Annotated in this window: 24 protein-coding genes; 10 read left to right on the top strand and 14 right to left on the bottom strand. The window is 69.0% G+C overall.

All coding sequences use genetic code 11. From position 1 onward, the window contains the following. Positions 1–12 precede the first annotated feature (12 nt). Both VGP60_RS35160 and VGP60_RS35165 read right to left on the bottom strand, forming a co-directional pair. Entirely contained in the window at positions 13–846 is an 834-nt protein-coding gene (locus VGP60_RS35160; protein WP_327552502.1) for a hypothetical protein, read from the bottom strand. Further along, positions 843–1,130 (bottom strand): hypothetical protein, encoded by a 288-nt coding sequence (locus VGP60_RS35165; RefSeq protein ID WP_327552503.1) that lies wholly within the window; start codon positions 1,128–1,130, stop codon positions 843–845. Before VGP60_RS35165 ends, VGP60_RS35160 begins: the two co-directional genes overlap by 4 nt. Positions 1,131–1,389: 259 nt before the next feature. Here VGP60_RS35165 and edd point away from each other — a divergent pair, with 259 nt between their 5' ends. From edd to VGP60_RS35180, 3 genes are all read left to right on the top strand, one after another. Then, the gene (gene edd / locus VGP60_RS35170) at positions 1,390–3,288 is read left to right on the top strand and encodes a phosphogluconate dehydratase (RefSeq protein WP_327552504.1); all 1,899 of its coding nucleotides are present in this window, start codon (positions 1,390–1,392) and stop codon (positions 3,286–3,288) included. Positions 3,289–3,303: 15 nt separating this feature from the next. Beyond that, a complete protein-coding gene (gene eda / locus VGP60_RS35175; RefSeq protein WP_327552505.1) occupies positions 3,304–3,927 on the top strand; it encodes a bifunctional 4-hydroxy-2-oxoglutarate aldolase/2-dehydro-3-deoxy-phosphogluconate aldolase in 624 nt (207 codons plus the stop codon). Between the two features lie 281 nt (positions 3,928–4,208). After that, entirely contained in the window at positions 4,209–4,886 is a 678-nt protein-coding gene (locus VGP60_RS35180; protein WP_327552506.1) for a M15 family metallopeptidase, read from the top strand. A gap of 28 nt (positions 4,887–4,914) precedes the next feature. On the opposite strand, the gene VGP60_RS35185 is transcribed toward VGP60_RS35180, so the two are convergent. Then, on the bottom strand, positions 4,915–5,364 hold the full coding sequence (locus VGP60_RS35185) for a Clp protease N-terminal domain-containing protein (RefSeq protein WP_327552507.1): 450 nt from the start codon (positions 5,362–5,364) through the stop codon (positions 4,915–4,917). 4 nt (positions 5,365–5,368) lie between these two features. Next, entirely contained in the window at positions 5,369–5,572 is a 204-nt protein-coding gene (locus VGP60_RS35190; RefSeq protein ID WP_327552508.1) for a hypothetical protein, read from the bottom strand. A 50-nt stretch (positions 5,573–5,622) separates the two neighbouring features. On the opposite strand from VGP60_RS35190, the gene VGP60_RS35195 reads away from it, so the two are divergent. Then, positions 5,623–7,140: an FAD-dependent monooxygenase gene (locus VGP60_RS35195; protein WP_327552509.1), complete on the top strand. Its 1,518-nt coding sequence runs from the start codon at positions 5,623–5,625 to the stop codon at positions 7,138–7,140. A gap of 48 nt (positions 7,141–7,188) precedes the next feature. On the opposite strand, the gene VGP60_RS35200 is transcribed toward VGP60_RS35195, so the two are convergent. From VGP60_RS35200 to VGP60_RS35215, 4 genes are all read right to left on the bottom strand, one after another. Further along, positions 7,189–7,743 carry a regulatory protein RecX gene (locus VGP60_RS35200; protein ID WP_327552510.1) on the bottom strand — a complete coding sequence of 185 codons (555 nt, stop codon included), beginning with the start codon at positions 7,741–7,743 and terminating at the stop codon, positions 7,189–7,191. A 10-nt stretch (positions 7,744–7,753) separates the two neighbouring features. Next, positions 7,754–8,794: a recombinase RecA gene (gene recA, locus VGP60_RS35205; protein WP_327552511.1), complete on the bottom strand. Its 1,041-nt coding sequence runs from the start codon at positions 8,792–8,794 to the stop codon at positions 7,754–7,756. 230 nt (positions 8,795–9,024) lie between these two features. Beyond that, positions 9,025–9,219 (bottom strand): DUF3046 domain-containing protein, encoded by a 195-nt coding sequence (locus tag VGP60_RS35210; protein WP_327552512.1) that lies wholly within the window; start codon positions 9,217–9,219, stop codon positions 9,025–9,027. 190 nt (positions 9,220–9,409) lie between these two features. Then, positions 9,410–11,278 (bottom strand): Hsp70 family protein, encoded by a 1,869-nt coding sequence (locus tag VGP60_RS35215; protein ID WP_327552574.1) that lies wholly within the window; start codon positions 11,276–11,278, stop codon positions 9,410–9,412. A gap of 158 nt (positions 11,279–11,436) precedes the next feature. Here VGP60_RS35215 and VGP60_RS35220 point away from each other — a divergent pair, with 158 nt between their 5' ends. The 4 genes from VGP60_RS35220 to def all read left to right on the top strand — a co-directional run bounded on the left by VGP60_RS35220 (position 11,437) and on the right by def (position 18,422). Then, the gene (locus VGP60_RS35220) at positions 11,437–16,053 is read left to right on the top strand and encodes an ATP-dependent helicase (protein ID WP_327552513.1); all 4,617 of its coding nucleotides are present in this window, start codon (positions 11,437–11,439) and stop codon (positions 16,051–16,053) included. 108 nt (positions 16,054–16,161) lie between these two features. Beyond that, positions 16,162–16,815, top strand: a complete 654-nt coding sequence (locus VGP60_RS35225; protein WP_327552514.1) for a GPR1/FUN34/YaaH family transporter — start codon at positions 16,162–16,164, stop codon at positions 16,813–16,815. Positions 16,816–17,329: 514 nt separating this feature from the next. Continuing rightward, positions 17,330–17,860, top strand: a complete 531-nt coding sequence (locus VGP60_RS35230; RefSeq protein WP_327552515.1) for an O-acetyl-ADP-ribose deacetylase — start codon at positions 17,330–17,332, stop codon at positions 17,858–17,860. Positions 17,861–17,912: 52 nt separating this feature from the next. After that, positions 17,913–18,422, top strand: coding sequence for a peptide deformylase (gene def, locus VGP60_RS35235; RefSeq protein ID WP_327552516.1), 510 nt, complete (start codon positions 17,913–17,915; stop codon positions 18,420–18,422). Here def and VGP60_RS35240 read toward each other — a convergent pair. The 4 genes from VGP60_RS35240 to VGP60_RS35255 all read right to left on the bottom strand — a co-directional run bounded on the left by VGP60_RS35240 (position 18,419) and on the right by VGP60_RS35255 (position 21,599). Then, positions 18,419–19,513, bottom strand: a complete 1,095-nt coding sequence (locus VGP60_RS35240) for a GNAT family N-acetyltransferase (RefSeq protein WP_414640456.1) — start codon at positions 19,511–19,513, stop codon at positions 18,419–18,421. The genes def and VGP60_RS35240 overlap by 4 nt on opposite strands. Positions 19,514–19,616: 103 nt before the next feature. Further along, positions 19,617–20,339, bottom strand: a complete 723-nt coding sequence (locus VGP60_RS35245; protein ID WP_327552517.1) for a VOC family protein — start codon at positions 20,337–20,339, stop codon at positions 19,617–19,619. A gap of 58 nt (positions 20,340–20,397) precedes the next feature. Continuing rightward, the gene (locus VGP60_RS35250) at positions 20,398–21,162 is read right to left on the bottom strand and encodes a maleylpyruvate isomerase family mycothiol-dependent enzyme (protein ID WP_414640457.1); all 765 of its coding nucleotides are present in this window, start codon (positions 21,160–21,162) and stop codon (positions 20,398–20,400) included. Continuing rightward, positions 21,159–21,599, bottom strand: coding sequence for an SAV_6107 family HEPN domain-containing protein (locus tag VGP60_RS35255; protein WP_327552519.1), 441 nt, complete (start codon positions 21,597–21,599; stop codon positions 21,159–21,161). Before VGP60_RS35255 ends, VGP60_RS35250 begins: the two co-directional genes overlap by 4 nt. A 237-nt stretch (positions 21,600–21,836) precedes the next feature. Here VGP60_RS35255 and VGP60_RS35260 point away from each other — a divergent pair, with 237 nt between their 5' ends. Then, positions 21,837–22,358: a YbaK/EbsC family protein gene (locus tag VGP60_RS35260; RefSeq protein WP_327552520.1), complete on the top strand. Its 522-nt coding sequence runs from the start codon at positions 21,837–21,839 to the stop codon at positions 22,356–22,358. Next, positions 22,355–22,918: a GNAT family N-acetyltransferase gene (locus VGP60_RS35265; protein ID WP_327552521.1), complete on the top strand. Its 564-nt coding sequence runs from the start codon at positions 22,355–22,357 to the stop codon at positions 22,916–22,918. The genes VGP60_RS35260 and VGP60_RS35265 overlap by 4 nt, the downstream gene beginning before the upstream one ends. An 88-nt stretch (positions 22,919–23,006) precedes the next feature. Here VGP60_RS35265 and VGP60_RS35270 read toward each other — a convergent pair whose 3' ends face one another. Then, positions 23,007–23,918, bottom strand: a complete 912-nt coding sequence (locus VGP60_RS35270) for a DMT family transporter (protein ID WP_327552522.1) — start codon at positions 23,916–23,918, stop codon at positions 23,007–23,009. A 229-nt stretch (positions 23,919–24,147) separates the two neighbouring features. Further along, positions 24,148–25,833: a DUF885 domain-containing protein gene (locus VGP60_RS35275; RefSeq protein ID WP_327552523.1), complete on the bottom strand. Its 1,686-nt coding sequence runs from the start codon at positions 25,831–25,833 to the stop codon at positions 24,148–24,150. Between the last annotated feature and the right edge of the window lie 4 nt (positions 25,834–25,837).

A 25,837-nucleotide genomic window follows, 5' to 3' on the forward strand; every position in this document is an offset into this window, starting at 1 on the left:
GATATTCGATCCTTAATTAATAAAACGGAGGTCCGTGATCGCCCCACTGGCCACGAGCATCACGTAAAGATCCGTGAGTGTCAGGGTGGCGAGCGTGGTCCACGCGAGTCCCATGTGCCGGGTGTTGAGTTTCGTCACCTGCGTCCAGATCCAATAGCGGACAGGATGCTTCGAGAAATGTTTCAGCCGGCCACCCGTGACATGACGGCACGAATGACAGGAAAGGGTGTACGCCCAGAGCAGCACCACGTTGACGAGCAACACGACGTTGCCAAGCCCGAACCCGAACCCGCCACCGGAACCATGGAACGCCATGATCGCGTCGTAGGTGTTGATGAGCGAAACCACCAGCGCCACATAGAAGAAGTACCGGTGCACGTTCTGGATGATCAGCGGGAGCCGCGTCTCACCGGTGTACTTCGCGTGCGGCTCGGCCACCGCGCAGGCCGGTGGCGACATCCACACCGAGCGGTAATACGCCTTGCGGTAGTAGTAACAGGTCAGCCGGAAACCGAGTAGGAAAGGCAATACGACGAAGCCGAGCGGAATGATTCCGGGCAGTTCACCGAACGGCGTCCCGAAATGCGACGAGCCGGCAACACAGGAATCACTGAGACACGGGGAATAGAACGGCGTCAGATAGTGGTATTCCGGCACCCAGTACGCCGTGCGCACAAAGGAGCGGATCGTCGCGTAAACGACGAAAGTGGCCAATCCCAACGTGGTCAGGAGTGGCGACAACCACCAGCGATCGGTGCGCAGCGTGCGCTGCGAGATGCTGGCCCTCGACGGTGCGTGTACTCCGGTGCTCGCCTGGCCGGCTTCGTTGCCGGCAGGCGCGCTCACCGTTGGTCGCGCTTGTAGCCGCCGACACCCTCATCGTCGGCCCCGTGCCAGAGCGCGGGGTCGTACGGGGTGTCCGGGACGACGACTCTGTCCGCGGCTTTCGCCTGGGCGGGCACGGGAGGGACGGCCGCGTCGAGCTCGGCGGCGTCGATGTCGAGTCGCTCGACGTCGTTCGCGAGCCTGCGGACCGCGGACGCGTCGCCGTACCGGGCGCGCAACGCGCCCACGCATTGCCTGAGCTGCCCGATAGTTCGACGAAGCTCCGTGATTTCGGTGGTGGACATCGCTAACCTCCGAGTCGTTCGTCGGCAGAGCCGGATGGTGGGTTCCGGGTGCACTACCGACTCTGCCGTGCCGTGTGCACTGTGACAAGTAGCACACCCAGCGTTTCGGGCGTGATCGGGGTCACGTTCGAAGATCTTCTGAATCGATTTTGATACTGGTCGGTTCTCCGGGTACCGTGTCGAGTGTCACGACCCAGCGACGCCAGTGTTGCCGTCCGCCGGACCACCACTCACCAGTGATCCGAGCCGGAGACACCAAATGAGCTCTACCCGTACTGACCACCACGCCAAGATCCACCCCGCGGTCGCCGCGGTGACCGCCCGTATCGCCGAGCGCAGTGCCGCCACCCGGGCCGCGTATCTCGACCGGACCGCCGCCGCGCACGCCGAGGGCCCGGTCCGCCGCGGCCTCGCCTGCAGCAACCTCGCCCACGGTTTCGCCGCTTTCGAAGGCACCGACAGGGAAGCCCTGCGTGCCATGCGGATGCCGGGCGTCGCGATCGTCTCGTCGTACAACGACATGCTTTCCGCGCACCAGCCGCTGAAGGAGTACCCGGACTGGCTCAAGGTCTCGGTCCGCGGCGCGGGCGGGGTCGCGCAGTTCGCCGGCGGCGTGCCCGCCATGTGCGACGGCGTCACGCAGGGCCGCCCCGGCATGGAGCTGTCCCTCTTCAGCCGCGAGGTGATCGCGATGGCCACCGCCGTCGCGCTCTCGCACGACATGTTCGACGGCACGCTGCTGCTCGGCGTCTGCGACAAGATCGTCCCGGGCATGCTGATCGGCGCGTTGTCGTTCGGCCACCTCCCGGCGATCCTCGTGCCCGCCGGGCCGATGAACTCCGGGCTGCCGAACAAGGAAAAGGCCCGTATCCGCCAGCTGTACGCGGAGGGCCTCGCCACCCGCGAGGACCTGCTCGAGGCGGAATCGGCGTCGTACCACTCGGCCGGGACGTGCACCTTCTACGGCACGGCCAACTCGAACCAGATGGTCGTCGAGGTGATGGGCCTGCACCTGCCGGGCGCCAGCTTCGTGCACCCGAACACCCCGCTGCGGCGCGCGCTCACCGAAGAGGCGGGCCGCCGGATCGTCGAGATCTCGCGGGGCGAGCCGTACACCCCGCTGGCCGAGGTCATCGACGAGAAGGCCGTGGTCAACGGCGTGGTCGCGCTGCTCGCCACCGGCGGTTCGACCAACCACACACTGCACCTGGTCGCCATCGCCGCGGCCGCGGGCATCCAGCTGACCTGGGACGACTTCTCCGAGCTCTCGGCCGTGGTCCCGCTGCTCGCGCAGGTGTACCCGAACGGCAGCGCGGACATCAACCACTTCCACGCCGCGGGCGGGCTCCAGTTCCTGATCGGCACCCTGCTCGACGCCGGTTACCTCCACGAGGACGTCCGCACGGTCGCCGGAGACGGGCTGCACCGCTACCGGCAGGAGCCGATCCTCGACGGCGACGGCTTGGTCTGGCGCGAAGTGCCGACCAAGAGCCTAGACGAGGACGTGCTGCGTCCGGCGGACCGGCCGTTCGCCGCGGACGGCGGTCTCCGCATGGTCGCGGGCAATCTCGGCCGCGCGGTGATCAAGGTCTCCGCGGTGGCTCCCGAGCATCGGGTGGTCCAGGCCCCGGCCCGGGTCTTCACCACGCAGGACGGTTTCGCGAAGGCCTTCGCCGCCGGCGAGCTGGAGCGCGACGTCGTCGTCGTGATCCGGCAGCAGGGCCCGCAGGCCAACGGCATGCCGGAACTGCACGGCCTCACGCCGGCGCTCGGCGTGCTGATGGACCGAGGTTTCCAGGTCGCGCTGCTCACCGACGGCCGGATGTCCGGCGCCTCGGGCAAGATCCCGGCCGCCATCCAGCTCACCCCGGAAGCCGCCACCGGTGGCCCGCTCGCGCGGATCGCCGACGGCGACATCGTCCGCCTCGACGCCAACGCCGGGACGCTCGACGTCCTGGTCGAAGAGACCGAACTCTCGGCCCGCGAATTGGTGGACAGTCCCCCCGACGAGGCATCCTGGACGGGCACCGGCCGGGAGCTCTTCGGCGCGCTGCGCCGCTCGGTCGGCCCCGCCGACCACGGGGCCAGCGTGTTCGGCCCGCTCACGCCGGAGCATTTCGGCACCCCGACGCACTCTTTTTCGACCAATGCCCGTTAACCAGGAGGTAGGCAAGTGACCACCGGCGAGGACCTGCTCGACCTGTCCCCCGTCATACCCGTCGTGGTCATCTCGGACGCGGCGGACGCCGTGCCCACCGCGCGGGCCCTGCTCGCCGGCGGGATCAAGGTGATCGAGCTGACGCTGCGCACCCCGGCCGCGCTCGAGGCGATCGAACGGATCGCCAACGAGGTCCCGGACATCGTCCTCGGCGCGGGCACGGTCACCGCGCCCGAACACGCCAAGCAGGCCGCGGACGCCGGTGCGGCGTTCCTGGTGACACCCGGCACGACCGATCAGGTGCTGGACGCGGTGTTCGCCACCGGACTGCCGTTCCTGCCCGGCGCGAGCACGGTGTCCGAGGCGATGCGGCTGGCCGAGCGTGGCCTGACGGCGCTCAAGTTCTTCCCCGCGGAAGCCAGCGGCGGCATCCCCTATCTGAGCTCCGTCGGCGGTCCGCTGCCCGGGCTGCGGTTCTGCCCGACCGGTGGCATCAGCCTCAAGACCGCGCCGGACTACCTGGCGCTGCCGAACGTCGGCTGCATCGGCGGGACGTGGCTGACCCCGAAGGACGCCTTGGCCGCCAAGGACTTCGGCCGGATCGAAGCACTGGCCAGGGAAGCCGCCGCCCTGCGCTGAGCTCTTCACCGCCGGTCGTCCGAGTAGCTCGTTTACCCGGACGACCGGCTTTTTCATGAACGCCGTCGTGCCTTGATAGCGGCCATTCGCTTTTTCCGGTATTAATAGGACGGGGCCGCGGTGACGCGGGCACAGGTACTGGGGAAGCACTATTTCGAGAACGGAGACAGAAGCACCCTTTTGGGCGACGCTTCTCTGGGGGTTTCTTCTTTCGCGCGGTGACGATTCCTTTCGTCGACCGCTTCTTTCGCGCACCACAAAACATTCAGGGGAATGTGAGCATGCGAATACTGACCAAAATCACGATGACGTTGACAGCCGCTGTCATGCTGACCGGCGCTGTGGCGGGCACCGCGTCGGCAAGCACAGCCACGGCCGACGAGACGGCGCTGCCGCCGTACGTCGCGCTCATCCGCTCGGTGAGCGCGGCTGAGCTGGGCAAAAGCTGGCACGAGGGTTGCCCGCTCGGCCCCGATCAGCTGAAGATGATCAAGCTCAGATACTTCGGCTTCGACGGCAGGGCCCACAACGGCGAGGTGGTCGTCAGCAAGGATGTGGCCGTCGAGGTCGCGCAGACCTTCGGTGAGCTCTACCAGCAGCGCTTCGCCATCGAGCGAATGGAAAACGTCGCCAACTACGACGCCGACGACGACCGGTCGATGGAGGCGAACAATACCTCCGCTTTCAACTGCCGGGAAATCACCGGGGGCGGCGGCTGGTCCAATCATTCCTACGGCCGGGCCATTGACATCAATCCGCAGATCAACCCGTACATCTCGGCCGGTGGCACGGTCTATCCGCCCAATGGCGCGCCGTACGTGGATCGCACCCCCGGGCAGAAGGGCATGATCTACGCCCAGGACAACACCGTGAAGGCCTTCGAGCAGCGCGGCTGGGACTGGGGCGGCTACTGGGACAGCCCCATCGACTACCAGCACTTCGAGAAGCCGCTGACCTGAGGTCAGGGCGGTTCTGTGGCCCGCCCGGTCACAGAACCGCCTGCCGGTCGACGTCCAGCCGGGTGATCAACTCCGCCACGACGTCGGGCGGCTCGCAGGTCAGAAGCGCACGCAGCAGGTACTCCGGCCCGGTGTGCCGGGTTTTCGCGGTGGTGGCCTTGACGGCCTGGTCGAGGACGGCTCGCGCGCCGGAAGTGAGCGCGCTCAGTTTCAGGGGTGGATGCCTGCGCAGGGCCGTGCTTTGCGGCTCGCCGAGGTCCAGCCCGATCGCCTTCAGCGCCTCGTGGTCGAGGATGTCCAAAGCCGCGCGGGCGGACTCGAGTTCGACGCCGAGCGCCTTGGCCGAATCAGGATCGTGCAGGAGGCCGAGGAACAGGTGCTCGGTGCCCAGCCGGCGGTCACCGCGTCGCCGGGCTTCCTCCAGCGCGGCGGTGACCACGGCGGCGAACGGGCCACGTGCCGCCATTTTCTCGAACATCAGCTCATTTTCCGTACTTCGCGTGCACGGACTGCCGGGACATGCCGAGCGCGTCGCCGATCTGTTCCCAGGTCCAGCCGTGTTCCCTCGCTCGGGCGACGGAGACCTCTTCGACCTGTTCAGCCAGGCGGCGCAAGGCGCCGACAGCCCGCAGCGACACCGCGGGGTCGGCTGAGGCGATGGGTTCGGCGAGGTCTCCGGGATCCATAGCTGTCAGTCTAGCTTGACAATCCGGGCTGTCAGGCTAGCCTGACAAGCATGACTGTTGACGTGGTAGTAGCCGGGGCCGGACCGGTCGGACTGATGCTGGCGTGCGAGCTCCGCCTGGCCGGGGCACGCCCGGTGATCCTGGAACGACGGGCAGCGGCGGGCACACTGCCGAAAGCCAACGGGCTCGCGGGCCGGATCGTGGAGACGCTGGACTACCGCGGCCTCCTTGAACGCTTCAAAGCCGAGGCCGCCTTCGCCGGGCCTTTCCCGAGTTTCCCGTTCGGTTCGGTGCCGCTGAACTTCTCGCAACTGGACACCAGCCCGCTGCGGGGAATGGCCATCCAGCAACCACGGATGGAGCTCCTCCTCGCCGGACGCGCGGAGGAGCTCGACGTCGACATCCGGCGTGGGCACGAGATCCGCGGCCTTTCCCAGGACGAAGACGTCGTGACCCTCGACGTCGTGGGCCCCGGCGGTGAGTACCGGTTGAGCGCTCCTTACCTCGTGGGCTGCGACGGCGGGCACAGCTTCGTACGGGAGCGGGCCGGGATCGGTTTCCCCGGCACGACCGACGAAGACGTACTGCGGCTGGGTCATTTCAAAGCCGCGGACTCCGTGGCTTCGTTCAACGACCCGGAGTTCGGGAACCTGAAGCCGGGGTGGAACCGCACCTCGAACGGCCGGATCATGGTCATGTCCCTGCAGCCCGGGGTCCTGATCGTCGGTGTCCGCGAACGGCAGCACCAGGAGATCGACCTCACGAGCCCGCTGGAGCCGGCGGAGTTCCAAGCAAGCATTCACCGCGTGCTCGGCAAGGAACTGCCGCTGGACGAGCCTATTTGGCTTTCCCGGACAGTCAGCCAAGCCCGCCAGGCCGAGAAGTACCGCACCGGCCGGATCCTGCTCGCCGGGGACGCCGCGCACCTGTTCCCCGCAGGCGGCTCCGCGCTCAACGTCGGCCTGCTGGACACGGTCAATCTCGGCTGGAAACTGGCCGCGCAGGTCCAGGGCCGGGCCCCGGCCGGGCTGCTCGACACCTACCATTCCGAGCGGCACCCCGTCGGTGCCCGGACCCTGATGCAGACCCGCGCGCAAGCCGCGCTGGAGCGCGCCGAGGACGAAGAGGGCGAGGCCCTGCGCGGGCTGCTCACCAAGATCTTCGCCTTCGACGAGCCACTGAAGCATCTCGGCGAAATTCTGCACGGTTCCAACGTCCGTTACGACACCCCCGGCGCCGGAACACATCCACTGCTCGGCCGGTTCGCCCCCGACCTCATCCTGGAAACCGCCGACGGCGTCACGCGGGTCGCGGAACTGTTACGTGCCGCCAAACCCGTCCTGCTCGACCTCGCCGACCGCCAGGATCTCCGCGACGCCGCGACCAGCTGGGCGGACCGGATCACCGTCGTCACCGCCCGCTGCGGCAAGCCGCCCGCCGACGCCCTCCTGATCCGCCCCGACGGTTACATCGCCTGGGCGGGTGAAGGCTCACCGACCGGCCTGCGCACCGCACTCGCCCACTGGTTCGGCTCCGCGCGGTCACAACTTGCCCCCGAGCGCGCATAACTTGCACTCGGGCGTGCACAGACTGCACTCGGGCGTGGGTGGCTGGGCTCAGTCGTTGAGGGCGTCGTCGAGGATGGTCGACTCGGCGCCGAACTCCTGGAGTTCCTCGCGGATCACCATGTAGGACAGGCCTTGCGGGTAGCCCTTGCGGCCCAGCATGCCGAGCAGGCGACGGATGGCCGTCTGCTCGTCGACGTCGGCGCCCAGGCTGCGCAGCTTCTTTTGCACCAGCTCGCGGGCCCGGGCCTCTTCGGATTCCTGGTCCAGCTCGCTCACGGCTTGCACCGCTATCTCGCTGTCGACACCCTTACGCTTGAGCTCCATGACGAGGGCGGCTTTCGACAAACCCTTGTGGGTATGCCGGGCGTTCACCCATTCTTCGGCAAACGTCGCGTCGTTCACGAGTTCGGCCTTGACCAGTTTCCCCAGCAGGGTTTCCGTGGTCTCGTCGTCGAACCCCTTACGCAGCAACGTTTGCCGAAGCTCGTCCTGGGAGCGTGAGCGAACGGCGAGCTGGTCGTAGCAGATCTCCTTGGCCTTCTTCCACCGTTCCTCCGGGGAAAGCTCCATGGGATCGAACTTCGGTTTGCGCCCCTCTGCCATGCGCTAGTCCCTAGAAGTCGACCGGGGCGGGCGCGACCTCGGCATCCAGCTGGGCACCGATTCCGAGCTTTTCCTTGATCTTCTTCTCGATCTCGTTCGCGACATCGGGGTTGTCCAGCAGGAACTTGCGGGCGTTTTCCTTACCCTGTCCCAGCTGGTCGCCTTCGTAGGTGTACCAGGCGCCGGACTTCCGCACGATGCTCTGGTCGACACCCATGTCGATGAGCGAGCCCTCGCGGGAGATTCCCTTGCCGTACAGGATGTCGAACTCGGCCTGCTTGAAGGGCGGCGCGACCTTGTTCTTCACGACCTTGACGCGGGTGCGGTTACCGACCGCCTCGCCGCTGTCCTTCAGCGTCTCGATCCGGCGGACATCCAGCCTGACCGACGCGTAGAACTTCAGCGCCTTACCACCGGTCGTCGTCTCCGGGGAGCCGAACATGACGCCGATCTTCTCGCGCAGCTGGTTGATGAAGATCGCGGTGGTGCCCGTGTTGCTCATCGCACCGGTCATCTTCCGCAGCGCCTGGCTCATCAGCCGGGCCTGCAGGCCGACGTGACTGTCACCCATCTCGCCCTCGATCTCGGCGCGCGGCACGAGCGCGGCCACCGAGTCGATGACCAGGATGTCGAGCGCGCCGGAGCGGATCAGCATGTCCGCGATCTCGAGGGCCTGCTCACCGGTGTCCGGCTGCGAGACGAGCAGCGCGTCGGTGTCCACGCCGAGGTTCTTGGCGTATTCCGGGTCGAGCGCGTGCTCCGCGTCGATGAACGCGGCGATACCGCCGGCCTTCTGCGCGTTGGCGACCGCGTGCAGGGCGACCGTGGTCTTACCGGAGGATTCCGGACCGTAGATCTCCACCACGCGGCCACGCGGCAGGCCCCCGATGCCCAGTGCGATGTCCAGCGCGATGGCGCCGGTCGGGATCACGGCGATCGGCACGTGACCCTTGTCGCCGAGGCGCATGAGCGAGCCCTTGCCGTACTGCTTGTCGATCTGTGCAAGGGCCAGTTCGAGCGCCTTGTCCTTGTCGGGTGCTGCTGGTGCCATGGAGTCCACCTCGTTGCCGGGAGCCTGTGCGGCTCTGTTCAGAGATTCGAGTCTTGAGAGTCGAGCAAAGTTTTCGGCTGTCGGACCAGACGCTACGGGTGAGGACCGACAATTCCGGGCCTCGGCGGCAATCTGTGGATAGCTGGCCCCGCTGTGGACAACACCATAGACGAACACCTGTTCGACCGCGAAACCGACACACCCTTGCGGTAGGATTTTCTGCCCGTGTGTCAGCGACGCTCGGACGGGACGTCGAAAGACTCGCAGACGACCTGCCAAATCTCCTTGACCGGCACGCCCGCTTCGACGGCTTCTTCGACCGTCCGCCCGTCGAGCCCGCTGAACACATGGTCCCTGGCCAGCGTCGAAGCCCTGCTCGAGCCGAACTCGCCGGCCATCATCCGCTGGAAATCCGTGATACGCATCGGTTACAGCCTAGGTCGTGTCTGGTGGTTCTGTTCGATGGGATTCGTGATCCAGGTGGTTCCTGGTTGTGCCGGGGATTCGCCCTCGTACTGGCCGTACTTGGGTGAATCCCCGGTGCGACCAGGGGCCGCCTGGGCGCGGATACCGCGAACAAGACCCACCAGACACGACCTCGGCTCGGGACCTCGGCTACTCCCCCGGCTGGACGCTCTGTTCGAAGTAGTCCGCGAGCGCGCCCGTAGTCGTCGCGGCGGCCTGATCACTCGAATTCACCTGATAGATGAAGCCGGCCAAGGGGCGGTCGGTGACGGTGAAGACGAGCACGGCCGAGTTCTTGCCCGCGGCGGACGAATACTCGCCTTGGAGGCCGTTGCCCTTCCACTGGGAATTCGTGCGATCCCCGCCCGCGGACTGCAGCAGCTGGTCGGTATAGGGCTTGATCGCCTCGGCCGAGGTGCCCTGCAGATAGGTCACCTGGGTGCCGGCGCGGCCGGGCGCGGAGCACGTCGAGGTCACGCCGAGTTTTTCCGTGGTGGCGGCGGGCCCGTTGCCCATGCCGGGGGTGCAGCTGCCGGTGTCGGCGATCGTCCCGGCGAGCTGGCGCAGGCAGCCGGTGAGGCCCTTGTCGTCGCCCTGCGCCTGCTGCTTGCACTCGTCGGCGGTGTACGTGGTGACCGAAGAAGACGAGGTGAGGAAGATCGCGCCGCCGACACCGAGCACGACGACCACCGCGGCCGCGAGCGCGATCAGCAGTTTCTTCTTGCCGCCGCTCTTCGGTACTTCGCGCGCCGGCGAGTACGCCGGGAAGTTCGAGGGCGCGGGCCGCTGCTGCACCGGCTGCGGCCCGCCCTGGGGGAACGAAGGCTGCTGGTACTGCCCTGGCCGCTGGTAACCGGCGGGGATCGGCTGCCGCTGACCGGGGAAGCCGTAGGGACCGGACGCGCTCGCGGCGACCTGGCCTTCCAGGTTCTGCGTACGCATGGTGATGCCGTCCGGCGCGACGTGGTGCGCGCCGAGCGCGACGGCCGTCTCCGGCTGGTCGAGGCTCGCGGGAACGACCCCGAGTTTCTCCGAGATCATGGCCCCGACCAGCGGCAACCGGCTGGACCCGCCGACGAGGTAGATCCCCGCCAGCCGATCCGGCGACATCCCCGCCGCGCGGACCGTCTTGGCCAGCAGCTCGACACTGCGGAGCAGGGCCGGGCGGACCAGCGCTTCGAGCTCGGCGCGGGTGACCAGCACGTCGGTGAACGGTTCCGGCATCGGCACGTCGGTCTGCGGGTGCCGGGAAAGTGCCTCTTTGGCGGCCTTCACGTCCTCCTGCAGGGCACGCCGGGTGCGCCTGTCCGGCGTCGACTCCGGGCGCAGCAGCCGTTGCCAGCGCGCCGGGTCCCGGTGTGAGACCTCACGGCCGACGTGCACCAGCAACGCCTGGTCGACGTCGAGCCCGCCCAGGTCGGCCAAGCCGTCTTCGGCGAGCACCGCGAACCCGGTCTGGGTCGCGCCGACCACGGCGACGTCGAAGGTGCCCGCGCCGAGGTCGTAGACGGCGAGCGCCTGGCCGGGGGCCAGTGACCTGCCGGGGAAGGACGCGAAGTGCGCGGCGGCGGCGACCGGCTCGGGCACCAGCGAAACCGCGTTGCCCATCCCGGCGAGTCTCGCGGCGGAGAGCAGGACGTTGCGCCGGACCGGGCCCCACTGCGCGGGGTGGGTCAGGCGGACCTCGTCGGGCTGTTCACCACCGAGCTGGCGGACCGTCTCGTCGAGCACGCGGCGCAGGATCGCGGCGAGGGCTTCGTTCACCGGCACGATGTCGGTGCCGAGCAGCAGCGTCTGCTCGTCGACGCGGCGCTTGGGGTTGGGCTCGAACCGGGTCGGGTCGAGCCGGGCGCGGCGCTCGGCGTCGCGGCCGATCATGAGCGTGCCGTCCTCGGCGGCGAACACCGCGGACGGCATGTTCGCCGAGCCGTCCACTTCGACGACCCGCGGCGGCCGGCCGTGCGCCGACAACACCGCCACGGTGTTGGACGTCCCGAGATCCACCGACAGGATCCGCACAGCTCTCCCCTTGTTCAATGCCCTGATCTTCAACGCCCTGATCAGGCCCTGGTTCGCCTGCCGGTGCATGCTCCCACGCCGGTGGGCCGCGCGTGTGCCGGACCGCCAAAGTCACGCTCGGCGCAAAAACTGTCGGTGCCGAGGCGCAAGATGGGGGTATGGCCACGGCCGACGTGCTCGATCTGTTCTCCCCCGCCACCCGCGAGTGGTTCAAGGGGGCGTTCGTCGCGCCCACCGACGCCCAGGCCGGCGCCTGGCGGGCGGCGCACGCGGGCGAGCACGCGCTGGTCGTCGCGCCGACGGGGTCCGGCAAGACGCTGGCCGCGTTCCTGTGGGCGCTGGACAGGCTGGCTTCCGAGCCCCCGCCCGCGGATCCGAAGAAGCGCTGCCGTGTCCTCTATGTCTCGCCGCTCAAGGCCCTGGCTGTCGACGTCCAGCGCAACCTGCGGGCACCGCTGGCCGGGATCTCGCAGGCCTCGCGCCGGCTCGGGCTCGCGCCGCCCGATATCGAGGTCGGCATGCGGACGGGCGACACCACGGCCGCCGAGCGCCGGTCGTTCGGCCGCACCCCGCCCGATGTGCTGGTCACCACCCCCGAGTCGCTGTTCCTGATCCTGACCTCGTCGGCGCGCGAGTCACTGCGCGGGATCGAGACGGTGATCGTCGACGAGGTGCACGCCGTCGCGGGCGGCAAACGCGGCGTCCACCTGGCCGTGTCGCTGGAGCGGCTGGACGCGCTGCTGTCCAAGCCCGCCCAGCGGATCGGCCTGTCCGCGACGGTCCGCCCGGTCGACGAGGTGAGCTCGTTCCTCGGCGGGCAGCGGCCGGTGCGCGTGGTCCAGCCGAAGCTCGCCAAGACCATCGAGGTGCGGGTCGAGGTCCCGGTCGAGGACATGGGGAACCTGGACGCTCCCGCCGCGCCGGTGGATCCGGTCGACGGGCCGCTCGGGTTCGAAGAAGAGGTCGGCCCGGCCAAGCGTCCCTCGATCTGGCCCGCGGTGGAGGAGCGTGTCCTCGAGCTGATCAAGTCGCATCGCTCGACGATCGTGTTCGCCAACTCGCGGCGGCTCACCGAACGCCTGACCTCGAAGCTGAACGAACTCGCCGCGGAACAGTCGGAACTCCGGGTGGGGCAACAGTTCCCGGCGGAAGCCGTCGGGCAGTCGGGCCTGACCACGGGCGCCGAGGCGACGATAGCCAAGGCACACCACGGCTCGATGTCGCGTGAACAGCGCACCCACGTCGAGGAAGAACTCAAGTCCGGACAACTCGCGTGTGTGGTCGCCACCTCCTCACTGGAGCTGGGCATCGACATGGGCGCGGTCGACCTGGTCGTGCAGATCGAGGCACCGCCGACGGTGGCGTCCGGGCTGCAGCGCGTCGGCCGGGCCGGGCACCAGGTCGGCGCGGTGTCGCGCGGGGTCATGTTCCCCAAGTTCCGGGGTGACCTGGTTTCCTGCGCGGTGGTCGCCGAGCGGATGGCGACCGGCAAGATCGAAGCGGTCCACTACCCGCGCAACCCGCTGGACGTGCTGGCGCAGCACATCGTGGCGATGGTCGCGCTGGAGTCGTGGACGGTCGACGAGCTGGCCGAGCTCATCCGCCGCGCCGCCCCCTTCGCCGCGCTGCCGGACGACGCGCTGCACGCGGTGCTCGACATGCTGGCCGGGCGGTACCCGAGCGAGGAGTTCGGCGAACTACGCGCCCGGATCACCTGGGACAGGGTGACGGGCGAGCTGACCGGACGTCCCGGCGCGCAGCGGCTCGCGGTGACCTCGGGCGGCACGATCCCGGATCGCGGGCTGTTCACCGTGATGACCCCGGGCTCCGACGACAGGCCGGGTTCGCGCGTCGGCGAGCTCGACGAGGAAATGGTCTACGAGTCCCGCGTGGGCGACACCGTTCTCCTGGGCACTTCTTCCTGGCGCGTCACGGAGATCACGCACGACAGGGTGATCGTGGTGCCCGCGCCGGGCGAGCCGGCCAGGATGCCGTTCTGGAAGGGCGACGCCCAGGGCCGCCCGCTGGAACTGGGCCGGGCACTCGGCGCGTTCGTCCGCGAACTGTCTACTTTGGACTCTGCGGACGCACGCACCCGCGCGGAAGTGGCCGGGCTGGACGAACGAGCCTGCGACAACCTGCTGGGCTACCTCGAAGAACAGCGCTCCGCGACAAGGCATATCCCCAACGACCGCACGATCCTGCTGGAGCGTTTCCGCGACGAGCTCGGTGACTGGCGGATAGTGCTGCACTCGCCGTTCGGCGCGCAGGTCAACGCGCCGTGGGCGCTGGCCATCGCCGCGCGGCTGCGGGAGAACCGCGGGGTCGACGCGCAGGTCGCCCACTCCGACGACGGGATCGTGCTGCGCCTGCCGGACGCGCTGGACGCCGACGGCGCGGAAGTCACCGTCGGCGTCGAAGACATCCTGCTCGATCCGGAGGAGGTCGAGCAGTTGATCGTCGCCGAGGTCGGCGGCTCGGCGCTGTTCGCCGCGCGGTTCCGGGAGTGTGCCGCGCGCTCGCTGCTGCTGCCGCGCCGGGACCCGCGGCGCCGGACTCCCCTTTGGCAGCAACGGCAACGCGCGTCACAGCTGCTGTCGGTCGCGGCGAAGTACGAACGGTTCCCGGTCGTCCTCGAAGCGATGCGGGAGTGCCTGCAGGACGTGTACGACGTCGGCGGCCTGCGCGAACTGATGACCGATGTCCGGGCCCGCCGGATCAAGGTGGTCGACGTCGAGACGCCCAGTCCGTCGCCGTTCGCCCGCAGCCTGCTGTTCGGTTACGTCGGCATGTTCCTGTACGAGACGGACGCGCCGCTGGCCGAGCGCCGGGCCGCGGCACTCTCACTGGATTCCACGCTGCTCGCGGAACTGCTGGGCACCGAGGCGATCCGGGAACTGCTCGACGCCGAGGTCATCACCGAGATCGAGCGGTCACTGCAGCGGCTCGACGAAGACAGGCACGCCCGGCACGCCGAAGACGCGGCGGACCTGCTCCGGTTCCTCGGGGACATGACGGTCGAAGAAGCGGCCGCCCGCGGGATCCAGCCCGAGTGGCTGAAAGAACTGGAAGCCGCCCGGCGGGCGATCCGGGTGCGGATCGGCGGCGAAGAGCGGTACCTCGCCATCGAAGACGCGGGCCGGGTGCGGGACGCGCTGGGCACGGCGCTTCCGGTCGGTGTGCCGGAGGCGTTCACCGAGCCCGTGGCCGACCCGCTCGGTGATCTCCTGTCCCGGTACGCCCGCAGCCGAGGACCGTTCGGCGCGCGCCAGGTCGCGGACCGGTTCGGGCTGGGCACGGCTGTCGTCACCGGCGTGCTCGACAGGCTGACGTCCGAGGGCAGGCTCGCGCGCGGGGAACTCAGTCCGCTGGGGCACGCGGAGCTGCATCCGGCGGGCATGGAGTACTGCGACGCTGCCGTGCTTCGCAGACTGCGAAGGGCGTCGCTGGCGCGGCTGCGCGCCGAGGTCGAGCCGGTGGAACCCGCGGCACTGGGACGTTTCCTCCCGTCCTGGCACGGAGTCGGCGCGCGACTTCGCTCGGCACCGACGGCCGACGACGTGCTGTCCGTGGTCGAACAGCTTGCGGGGACCCCGCTTCCGGCGAGCGCGGTGGAATCGCTGATCCTGCCTAGCCGGTTGCCCGGCTACTCCCCCGCGTTGCTGGACGAGCTCACCACCGCGGGCGAGGTCACCTGGTGCGGCTGCGGTTCACTCGCCGGGGGCGACGGCTGGCTCGCGCTGGCACCGACGGACGTCGCGGATCTGCTGCTGCCCGAGATCGAGGATTCGGTACCGGAAGGGCCGTTGCACCAAGCCCTGCTGTCCTCTTTGGACGGTGGCGCACTGTTCTTCCGGCAGCTCGTGGACAGGATCACCCCGCTCGTCGAGGCCGCGCCGAGTGACGGCGAAGTCGTTGCCGCGCTGTGGGATCTCGTCTGGGCCGGTCTGGTCACCGGCGACACGCTCGGCCCGCTCCGCGCCCAAGTGGCCGGTAAAGGCGCGGCGCACAAACCACGTCGAACCGCTCCTCGTGGACGCTACGCCCGGATGCGCGCGAGCCGTCCGGCGATGCCTTCGCGCTCCGGCCCGCCGACGGTCGCCGGGAGATGGGCGCTGACGCCGGTCCGCGAGCCCGACCCGACCCGGCGTGCCCACGCCCGCACCGAAGCCTTCCTCGAACGCCACGGCGTACTCACCCGCGGTGCGCTGGAAACAGAACGAGTCACCGGTGGTTTTTCGGGGATCTACAAGGTTTTGCGCGGCATGGAAGACTCCGGACAGGTCGTGCGTGGTTACGTCGTCGAAGGACTCGGTGCGGCCCAGTTCGCCGCGAAGGGCGCGGTGGACAGGCTGCGCGCGCTGTCCGACACCGGCTCAGTCCAATTCAAGAGCTCACGCGATGCGACCAGTGCCGTGGTACTGGCGGCGGCCGACCCGGCCCAGCCGTACGGCGCCGCGCTACCGTGGCCCGCGGCGACGGGCGACACCAAACACCGCCCGGCCCGCAAGGCCGGCGCGCTCGCCGTCCTGGTCGACGGCGTGCCCGCGCTGTACGTCGAACGCGGGGGCCGGTCGCTGCTGACGTTCACCGAATCCCAGGAGCCGCTGCGCGCCGCGGCACGCGCGTTGTCGACCGCCGTGCGCGAAGGCTGGCTGGGTCACCTGGCGGTGCAGCGGGCCGACGGCGAGCACGCACTGGGCACCGACCTGTCCGGCATCCTGCAGGAGGCCGGTTTCCGCGCGACCCCGAAGGGCCTGCGGCTGCGCGCCTGACCAGCGCCTCAAAGTGAGACCCGGCGCAAGGCGAAGATCGGGTAAACCGAGTACGTGCCTCCGCGACAACCCTAGGCACGTTTCCGGTTGCCTCCGAAAGGGAGCCCCATGACCGCCATCGACGCCGGTTCCGAAAGCACGCACCGAGTACCCGCCCAGCACGCCGCCGAAGTCGCTCCACCACCCGCCCCGGTCGGCGACCCCATGATGATCGGCCTGCCCGCGTTCATCGTCGGCTCGGTCGCCCTCGGTCTCGTCCTCGTCGGCTACGTCCCGGCCGCGGCCGTCGGCGCGTCGCTGGCCATCATCGTCGCGGCCACCGGCCTGGGCCTGGTGATCGCGGCCATCTGGGCGGCTGCCGTCGGCCAGAGCGCCGTCGCCGGGGTGTTCGGCATCTTCGCCGGATTCTGGCTCAGCTACGCCCTCCTCGTACTGGGCCTGACCCACGGCTGGTTCGGGGTCGACGCCGGTGCCGCGGTCGCGACGCAGGAACTGTTCCTCATCGCCTGGCTGGTGGTCGTCGGCATGCTGACCCTGGGCTCGCTGCGGCTGCCGGTCGCCTACACGGTCCTGTTCGCGTTGATCGAAGTCGCGCTGGTCCTGGTGCTGGCGGGCACTTCGCAAGGATCCGCGGGCGTGCTGCGCCTCGCGGGCATCGTGGTCTTCCTCTTCGCCGCGGTGGGTGTCTACCTGTTCTTCAGTTCGGCTTCGCAGGCGACAGGCGGTTCAGCGCTGCCCCTTGGCCCGGCACTGGTCCACTGACGCCGCTGCGACAAACCCTGGCGGCCTTGTCGCGACAAGGCCGCCAGGGTGCGCTGACGCTTGAGTGAGATCTTGAGCTGGCAGACCCTCGGCGATGAAAGCGCTGAGAGCTTCGGCCAATTCGGCGACACAAGGGTGGTCGGTGCCCTCGACTTCTCGGATTACGGAAGATAGGGCGGCGTGCTGCCGGTCCGTGAAGGAGGCCTTCACGGGCCGCTCAATCGGGTGGGTCGTGCCTCACAGTGAAGCGTGGACACCGGTGAAACGGTGGGAAAGTGCCACACGGCCTCTTACGAGCCAAGTTGAGTCAGACCCCGAGGGGTCGACAAGTGGTCGCCTTTCCCACCAACTACAGACTACCCAGGGAACTGAAACTTGGAAAGTGGCGGCACGGCTGGCCGACCTGGCCGGACATGTCGCGACCCGTTTCGAGGTAGACGGATCCGTGTACGGTCCGCCTGCCACTGGGAACAATCCCGTGGCGCCCCGGCGCTCGGCGCTAAAGAATGCGCGTATGGCACAGATCGAACTCGTTGTCGGCGACATCACCGCGCAGGACGTCGACGTCGTGGTGAACGCCGCGAACTCGTCACTGCTGGGCGGTGGCGGGGTCGACGGTGCCATCCACCGCAAGGGCGGCCCGGAGATCCTCGCCGACTGCCGCAAACTCCGCGCCGGGCATTACGGCCGCGGGCTCAAGACCGGACAGGCGGTGGCGACGACCGCTGGGCGGCTGCCCGCGAACTGGGTCGTGCACACGGTCGGGCCGGTCTGGTCGGCCGAGGAGGATCGCTCGGCACTGTTGGCCGACTGCCATCGCACCTCGCTGCGCGTCGCGGCCGATCTCGGTGCGCGCACCGTCGCGTTCCCGGCGATCTCGACCGGTATTTACCGCTGGCCCGTCGAGTCCGCCGCGAAAATCGCGTTGGCCGCCGTCGCCGAAACCCTGGACGGGACACCGGGAATCACCTCGGTGCGGTTCGTGCTGTTCGACAAGCGCGCCCACGACGTCTTCGCGGAAGCCGCTTCCCTGCTCGACCGGTAGCGGCACCGATCCTCTAGAGTTCGCACGGCGAAAAGGGAAAGGAAATTCCACGATGGCCGTGCGGGAGCTGCGTTACTTCGGGGACCCGGTGCTCAAAACCGTCTGCGATCCGGTGACCCGGTTCGACAAGTCCATCGACCTCCTGGTGACCGATCTGCTCGACGGGGTGCAACTGCCGGGGCGGGCCGGGTTGGCGGCGAACCAGATCGGCGTCAGCCTGCGGGTGTTCAGCTACAACGTCGAAGGCCTCACGGGCTACGTGATCAACCCGCAGATCGTGGAACTTTCCGAGGAGACCCACGAGATCACCGAGGGCTGCCTTTCCGTTCCCGAGCTCCGATTCCCGGTCGTACGCGCCAAGCGGGCCTTGGTCCGCGGCGTCGACAAGCACAACAATCCGATCGAGGTGGAGGGATTCGACGTGCTGGCGCAGGCGCTGCAGCACGAAACGGATCATCTCGACGGCAAGCTCTACCTCGACCGCCTCACGCCCGATCTGAAGAAGCAGGCGATGCGCGAAACGCGGGAGAAGGACTGGTTCTGGAAGCGGGACAAGGGTTAGCCCAGCGGAATCTTGACCACGCCGTCGACCGGCTTCTCTGGCTTGAGCCCGGCGTTCACCGCTGTCCGGAAGATCGTGTCCTGGCTCGGCAGGCAAACCGCGGTCAGTTCCTGGTGCCCGCGCGCGCTCGCGAGCACGCCGAGTCTCGCCAGCAACGCGGCGCCGACCCCCTTGCGCTGCCAGGAATCCTCCACCAGCAACGAAACTTCGGCGCTCTCGCCGGTCGCGGCCGGGATGAGCTGGCCGAGCCCGACGACGTCACGCCCGCAGACGGCCAGCAGGCTGACCCCGCGCGGCGGGACGAGCAGCCGGTGCAGCCAGCGACGCGGCACCGTCCGCATCCCGGTGTGGTAGCGCTGGAACAGCGTCGCCTTGGAGCATCGGCCGTGCAGCGCGAAGACGGCGTCCGCGTCGCCGGGCGCGCCTTGCCGGAGCACGAGGTTGGCGCCGTCGGTGCACGTCATCACCGCCGGCCCGGCCGCGTTCGCGCGCACCGCGCCGAGCAGCCCGAGCAGCGCCTGGCCGCGTGCCAGTTCGAGTTGGACGAAGGGCGCCCATCCGCGCCGCGCGACCAGCGCGCTTTCGCCGTCGATCGGGAACACCGCGCGGTGGCCGCCCTCGGTCCGCGACGGGTTCGTCTCGGCCGTGGGCACCACGGTGACGATATCGGCGGCGAGCACGTCCCGGAGGACTTCGGAGAACTTGGCGGGATCGCTCACCGCGCGGCTCGCCGAGGAAAGCGTGGCCGCCGACGCGTCGACGAGCTCACGGACGTCCGCGTCGACGATGCCGGAGCACTCGCAGCCCTCCTCCCGGATCGCGTTGACCAGATGCGGCCGGGTCAACCCGGTCGCCGGCCGGACGACGATCTCGTCGAGCACCCCGCCGGGGACCGGCAGCACCGTCAGCCCGAGGATGTTGCACTCGAGGTCGGCGAGCCGGATGGCGATCCTGGCGAGCGTGCCGGGCCGGTCGTCCATGCGGATCCGGAGCCGCCAGGTGAGGGACGTGTCACCTTCGTCCACCGCCTCCGGTGACCACGGCTCGGCGGCCTGGGCGTCCTGCGCTGTTCGAACGTGACGGATCTCCATTCCTCCACCGTCCCGTCCGGTTGTTGCCTGCCGGGGACACCGGTGTTTCGCTCGTGTCAGGCTTCGGCGCCGCCCGGCAACGCGCGAGAAACACTCAAAGTGACTAGCGAGCGGAAAGTACGCAGAATTCGTTGCCTTCGGGATCGGTGAGGACTTGCCAAGGCAGGGTGCCACTTTCGAGAGTGGTCGCGCCCAAATCGGCCAGCCGCGTTACGGAGTCGGATATTTCCTCACCGATTTGCGGCGCGACATCGAGGTGAATCCGGTTCTTCACCGTTTTCACGTCCTCTGTGCGCAGGAATTCCAGCCACGGCCCGCGCCCGTCCGGCGCACGGAGTCCGACGATGTCCTCTTCCCGGTCCCCGATCGCCCACCCCGTCGCCTCGGCCCAGAAGGCCGCCAGCGTGTGCGGGTCGTGCGCGTCGACGACGATCGCGGCGACCGCGCCCATCGCGAGGTACTTCGGGCGCGGCTCCAGCACGCAGAACTCGTTGCCCTCCGGATCCGCCAGCACCACCCACGCGGTGTCCGACTGGCCGATGTCGGCCGGCCGGGCGCCGAGGGCGAGCGCCTTGTCCACCATGGCTTTCTGCGCCTCGGCCGACGCGCTGGCCAAGTCCAGATGGATCCGGTTCTTCCCCTTTTTCGCTTCGGGCACCGGCACGAACGTCAGGTCGAGTGCCCAGCCGTCCGACGCCGGTGCCCGCACGTCCACTTCGTCCGGAAGGTCGATCGCGACCTCCCAGCCCAGCAGCCCGGCCCAGAAAGCCGCGACCTCCCGGGGCCGCGCCGAATCGATCACCACGTTGACGAGCTGGGTTCCCATGGCCGAAACCTAGACCGTGACCCCGGCAAAACCAGCGTTGCTTCCCCGCAAAACCGATTCACCGTGTCGCCAGCCTGAGCAACGCCCAGAGTTGCGCCGCCGCGTCGTGCTGTCCGCGGACCTTCACCGACAGCAAGGACGCGCGGCCCCACAGCCAGAGGTAGACCTGCATCGGCGTGGCCGTCACCACCGCGTCCGCCTGCGAAGCCTCCCGCGCCGAACAACGCCACGCGGTGGTCTCGCCCGGCCCGGCCCTGGCTATCCAGTGGTGACCGCCGGTCTTGATGCCCACCGAACCCGCCTTCGTCCCGGAAAGCCCCAGCAGCGGCAGCTTCTGGGCGAACCACAACGCGAGTACCTCGTCCACGCCGTCCAGTGCCACGTCTTCCGCGACCTCGGCGATCTCCGCCCCGGACGCGGCTTGGACGTCGATCCGGTGGATCGTCGTCTCGTGTGCCATCCGGCGGCCCCAGAAACCGTAGGTGCGGTCCGCGGGCCACCACGTCGCGGCGTGGTCCTCCGGGTCGTGGGCCCTCAGCTGTCCGAGCAGATCCTGGTGGCCTTCCAGGAAGTACTCGACGGTGGACTGGCCAGGCGGCGGATCGCGGTCCCACTGGGTCGGGCGGTGGCCTTCGATCAGCCAGCCCCTTGCCATGCGGTACACGCTGCCCACGTGCCGGGCCGTCTCACCGATGGTCAGTCCGGGGCAGGTCGGCACCGGCGCCTCGGCCGACGCGCCGCGCACCACCTCCGCCAGCGCCGCACCCTCAACGGCGAGCACTTCGAGCAGCGTGCCGTTGTCGATCATCGACTGTCCCATCAATCACCTCCGTGCACCACTCGCCGGGCCAGCTCCAGGAACTGGTCGCTCTGGCGGAGCAGGTCGTCGGCCATCCCCGGGGTCAGCCGCCCGGTGATACCGGCCTGCACGGCGGCTTGGGTCGCGGAGTTCGCGGCGAAGAAGATCGCCCACTCCCGCAGCTCCGGGGCGGCGGTTTCGAGCAGCACCCAGACGCTGGCCGGCTTGGCGCGGCCCCGGTGCGGCCTGCCCCGCGCCGCGAGCACGGCGGCCGCCGCGCGCAGTGCGGACAGGTACGAACCGGTGAACCGTTCGGCCGGATCGGTTTCACTTCCGGCTTCGGCCAGACCACGCCTGGCCTGCGCGAGCAACGCCACCGCCGCCGGTGCCGCCGGTGGGCGGAACGGCATCGGCAACGCCGGTTGCCCGGCGTCTTCTCGGGACACGACTGCTACAGACATAGCCCCTCCTTCGGCTTGGAGCCCGTACTCAGGCGGCATCCGGTGGCGGGACGCTTCCCCCGCTCCCGCCACCGGACGTCGATCGGTGCGATACCCCACCGAACGTCGAACGTGTGTTCGAACATCTCCAATGTAGCCCGAAACTGTTGACTCTTTCAACCTCGTGACGTATTCGACATCCGGCGACCAGGGGATACTCCGTCGCCGGGCAAGAGGTGCCCGTGGTCTCATGTCTGAATGAGCACGCTCGACCACCCCGCGATCGCCAAGGTCGCCGCCGCCCTCGCCGAAGCCGGCCAGCACGCCGCCGCCGACGGGATCCGCATCCTGCCCGCCGAGGTCCGCACCGCCGTCCACGCGGCCGAAGCGCTCGACGTCGTCCCCGGCGCCATCGCGAACAGCCTGATCTTCGAAGCCGTCTTCCCCGATCGGGTGGAAGCCATCCTCGCGCTGACCTCCGGCGCGCACCGGGCGGACACCGAGCACCTCGCGACGCTGGTCGGCGCGACCGAAGTCGGCAAAGCGGACCCGGCGTTCGTGAAGGAGAACACCGGCCAGGTGATCGGCGGGGTCGCCCCGATCGGCCACCCCAAGCGGCTCATCACGCTGGTCGACACCGCCTTGCGGGACTACGACGTGGTGTGGGCCGCGGCCGGGCACGCGAAGTCCGTCTTCCCTACCACCTTCGACGAGCTGCTCGTGCTCACCGGGGGCACCGCCGCGGACGTCGCGGCGGACGGGCAAGATACTCAGCCGTGACCGCGACGTCTTCAACCCGCTTCGTACAGCTCTCGCCGGAGGACTTCCGGGCGAGGCTGCCGGAAGCGCTCAAGCTCTACGTGAGTGCGATGCGCTACCCCGAAGGCACCGCGGAACAGCGTGCGCCGATGTGGCTGACGCACGCGCTGCGCGAGGGCTGGCGCTGCATGGCGGCCTTCGACGAGGACAACACGATGCTGGGTCTCGGCTACGGCTACCGCGGCAAGGCCGGGCAGTGGTGGCACGAGCAGGTCCGCCGCGGCCTGACGCGCCAGGACGGCGACGAGGTCGCCCACCACTGGCTCACCGACTACTTCGAGCTGACCGAGATCCACGTGCGCCCGGAGAACCAGGGCAAGCGCATCGGGGAAGACCTGCTGAAGATGCTCCTCGACGGCGTGCCGAGCGCGAACGTGCTGCTCTCCACCCCCGAGGGCCCGAGCCGGGCGTGGAAGCTGTACCGCCGGGTCGGCTTCGTCGACGTGCTGCGCAACTACCACTTCGCCGGGGACCCGCGCCCCTTCGCCATCCTCGGCCGCCCTCTCCCCCTCGACTCCTGAAGCTCCTGAAGCTCCTGAAGCTCCTGAAGCGGGAGCAAGGGACCTTTACTACCGCCAAACGGCAGTAAAGGTCCCTTGATGCCCTCCTTTAGCGGGGCTCGGGGCGCCAGTAGCTCACGGCGAGCGCGCCGACGAGCAGGGCGGCGCCACACCAGCCGACCACACCGAGCCGCTCGTGCAGCACCAGCGCCGAGAGCATCGCGGCCGTCAGCGGCTCGAGCAACGCCGAGAGCGCGGCCAGTACGGGATGCGCGCTGACCAGCCCGCGGAAGTACGCCGCATAAGCCAGCGCGGTCGGCACCAACCCGAGGTAGACGGCCAAGCCCAGGACGTCGGCATGGAACGGCATCGCCAGCCCGAGCGACCCCGCGACGGGCAGCAGCACAAGACCGCCGATCAGGCAGCCGAACGCCGTGGTGCGCAGGGGCTCCAGGCCGTCGACCTGGTTCGCCGTCACCAGGGTCAGGGTGGCGAACCCGGCTCCGGCGAGCAGCGCGAACACGACCCCGCCGATGAGCCGCCAGTCCACGGAGGCACCGTCGGGTGACCACCTGAGCAACACCAGGCCGACCAGCGCGACCCCGATCGAAACCAGCGTCGCCGCGCCGGGCACGCGGCGTTCGCGAACCGCCGTGACGACGGCGACGAACACCGGCGCGCCCCCGATCGTCGTCATCGTCGCGATGCTCACCGAACTCAGCGAGACCGCGAGGAAGTAGCTCGCCTGGAACAGCCCGAGCAGCCCGCCTGCCACGAGTAGACGTCGAAATGCGGCGCGGGTCCGCGGGAACTCCCGCAGCCCGCCGGTCAGCCACAGGAAGAGCACGGCGAACGCGCCGCCGAGCAACAACCTATAGGTGGCAACGGAAAGCGGGTGAAGGCCCGCTTTCGCGGAGAGCAGGGAACCGGACAGACCACCGGTCCCCCAAAGAATCCCGGCGAGGATCAGCGCCAATCCGGATCGATTGCGCGTGGCTGGGACAACAGCGACTGAAGACATGAAGGAACGCTCCTGCGTCGAGGGAGTGGGAAAGACGACGACGCGGGGCGTGGGTTCAGGTGAGAACCGAGAAGCCGGACGCCCCGCTCAGGGACGCGGAGGCGGAGTGGCGAGAAAGATCCGGTGCATGGCGGGAACCTAACACGAAGCCGAAGGGACTTTGCCTGCTTTATCGGGGGTGAAAGGGACTTTCACGGCCCAGAAGGCCGCGAAAGTCCCTTTCAGCCCGCTAGTCGAGCTGGGCGAGCTGTTCGCGGAGGGTGTCGAGACCCATACCGCCGAGCTTGAGCGCGCGGGTGTGGAAGTCCTTGATGTCGAAGGCGTCGCCCTGCCGCAGCTTGGCGTCCTCGCGGGCGGCCAGCCACAGCCGTTCGCCGATCTTGTACGCCGGTGCCTGCCCCGGCCAGCCGAGGTAGCGGTCGATCTCGTCGCGGACGTGGTCGGCGTCGGTGATCGTGCGCGTCAGCATGAACTCCAGCCCGAGTTCGGGCGTCCAGCGCTCGCCCTCGTGGAACCCGGTCCCGGCGGGGATCTCGAGTTCCAGGTGCATCCCGAGGTCCACGACCACCCGCGCCGCGCGGAACAGCTGGTCGGACAGCATGCCGAGCAGGTCGCCGTCGTCGGTGAGGTAACCGAGGTCTTGCATGAGCCGCTCGGCGTAGAGCGCCCAGCCCTCGCCGTGGCCCGAGGTGAACCCCATCAGCCGCTGGAACTTGTTCAGCGAAGCGGCCTGGTACACCGCCGTCGCGATCTGGAGGTGGTGGCCAGGGACACCCTCGTGATAGACGGTGCTGACCTCGCGCCAGGTCGGGAACTCGGTCTTGTCGGGGTTCACCGACCACCACATGCGGCCCGGACGGGTGAAGTCCTCGTTCGGGCCGGTGTAGTACGCGCCGACCCCGCCGCCGGGCGGCGCGATCTTGCACTCGAGCGCCATGAGCGCGTCGGGGATCTCGAAGTTCTTGCCGCGCAACGACTTCAGCGCGTTGTCGGACAGGCTCTGCATCCACTCCTCGAAGGCGCCCTGGCCCTGGACGAGATACTTCGGGTCGGCGTCGAGGACGGCGGCGGCTTCGGCGAGGGTCGCGCCCGGCTTGATCCGCTCGGCGACGGCGAACATCTCGGCCTCGATCCGGGAGAACTCGGCCCAGCCCCACTCGTAGGCCTCGCCGAGGTCGAGCGCGGTGCCGGTGAAGTAGCGCGACCACAGGCGGTAGGCATCCTCGCCGACGGCGTCCTTCGTCGGGGCGAGGGGCGCGAGCTCGGCACGGAGGAATCCGGCCAGTTCGGCGTACGCCTCCTGCGCGACGCGGGCGTTGTGGGCGAGCTCCTCGCGGAGTTCGTCGGAGACGTCCTTGGCGCCCTCGACGAACGCGGTGAAGAAGCCCTCTTCGCCGCCCAGCCCGGCCCAGGTTTCGGCCTGCTCGGCCACCTTGCCGACCTGGCGGAGCGCGGACACGTGGCCCTTTTCGGCGGCGGCGAGCAGCGAGCTGCGGAGGCCGTCGAGCGCCTTCGGCAGCTTGCTCAGCCGGGTGGAGATGGTGGCCCACTGCCCGGGGGTTTCGGTCGGCATGAGGTCGAAGACCATGCGCAGGTCCTGCACCGGGCTCGAGATCACGTTGAGCGAAGCCAGATCGAGACCGGCGTCGTGGATCTCGAGCTCCAGGCCGATCCGCTCGAGGAACATCGCCTTGGCGGCGCGCTCGCTGTCGTCGGCGGGCTCGGCGGCTTCGACCGCTTCGACCGCGCGGCGACTGATCGCGGCCCGCGCTTCGTACCCCTGCGGGGAGTAGTCGGTCAGCTGGTCGTCGTATCCGTCGATGCCCACCGAGGTCGCCGTGACGGGATCGGCCGCCGCGTACTCGTCGACGAAACGATCACAGATCTGGTGCACACCGTGCGTGATAGAAGCCATAGCC

The sequence above is a fragment of the Amycolatopsis sp. genome (assembly GCF_036008905.1).
Taxonomy (GTDB): domain Bacteria; phylum Actinomycetota; class Actinomycetes; order Mycobacteriales; family Pseudonocardiaceae; genus Amycolatopsis.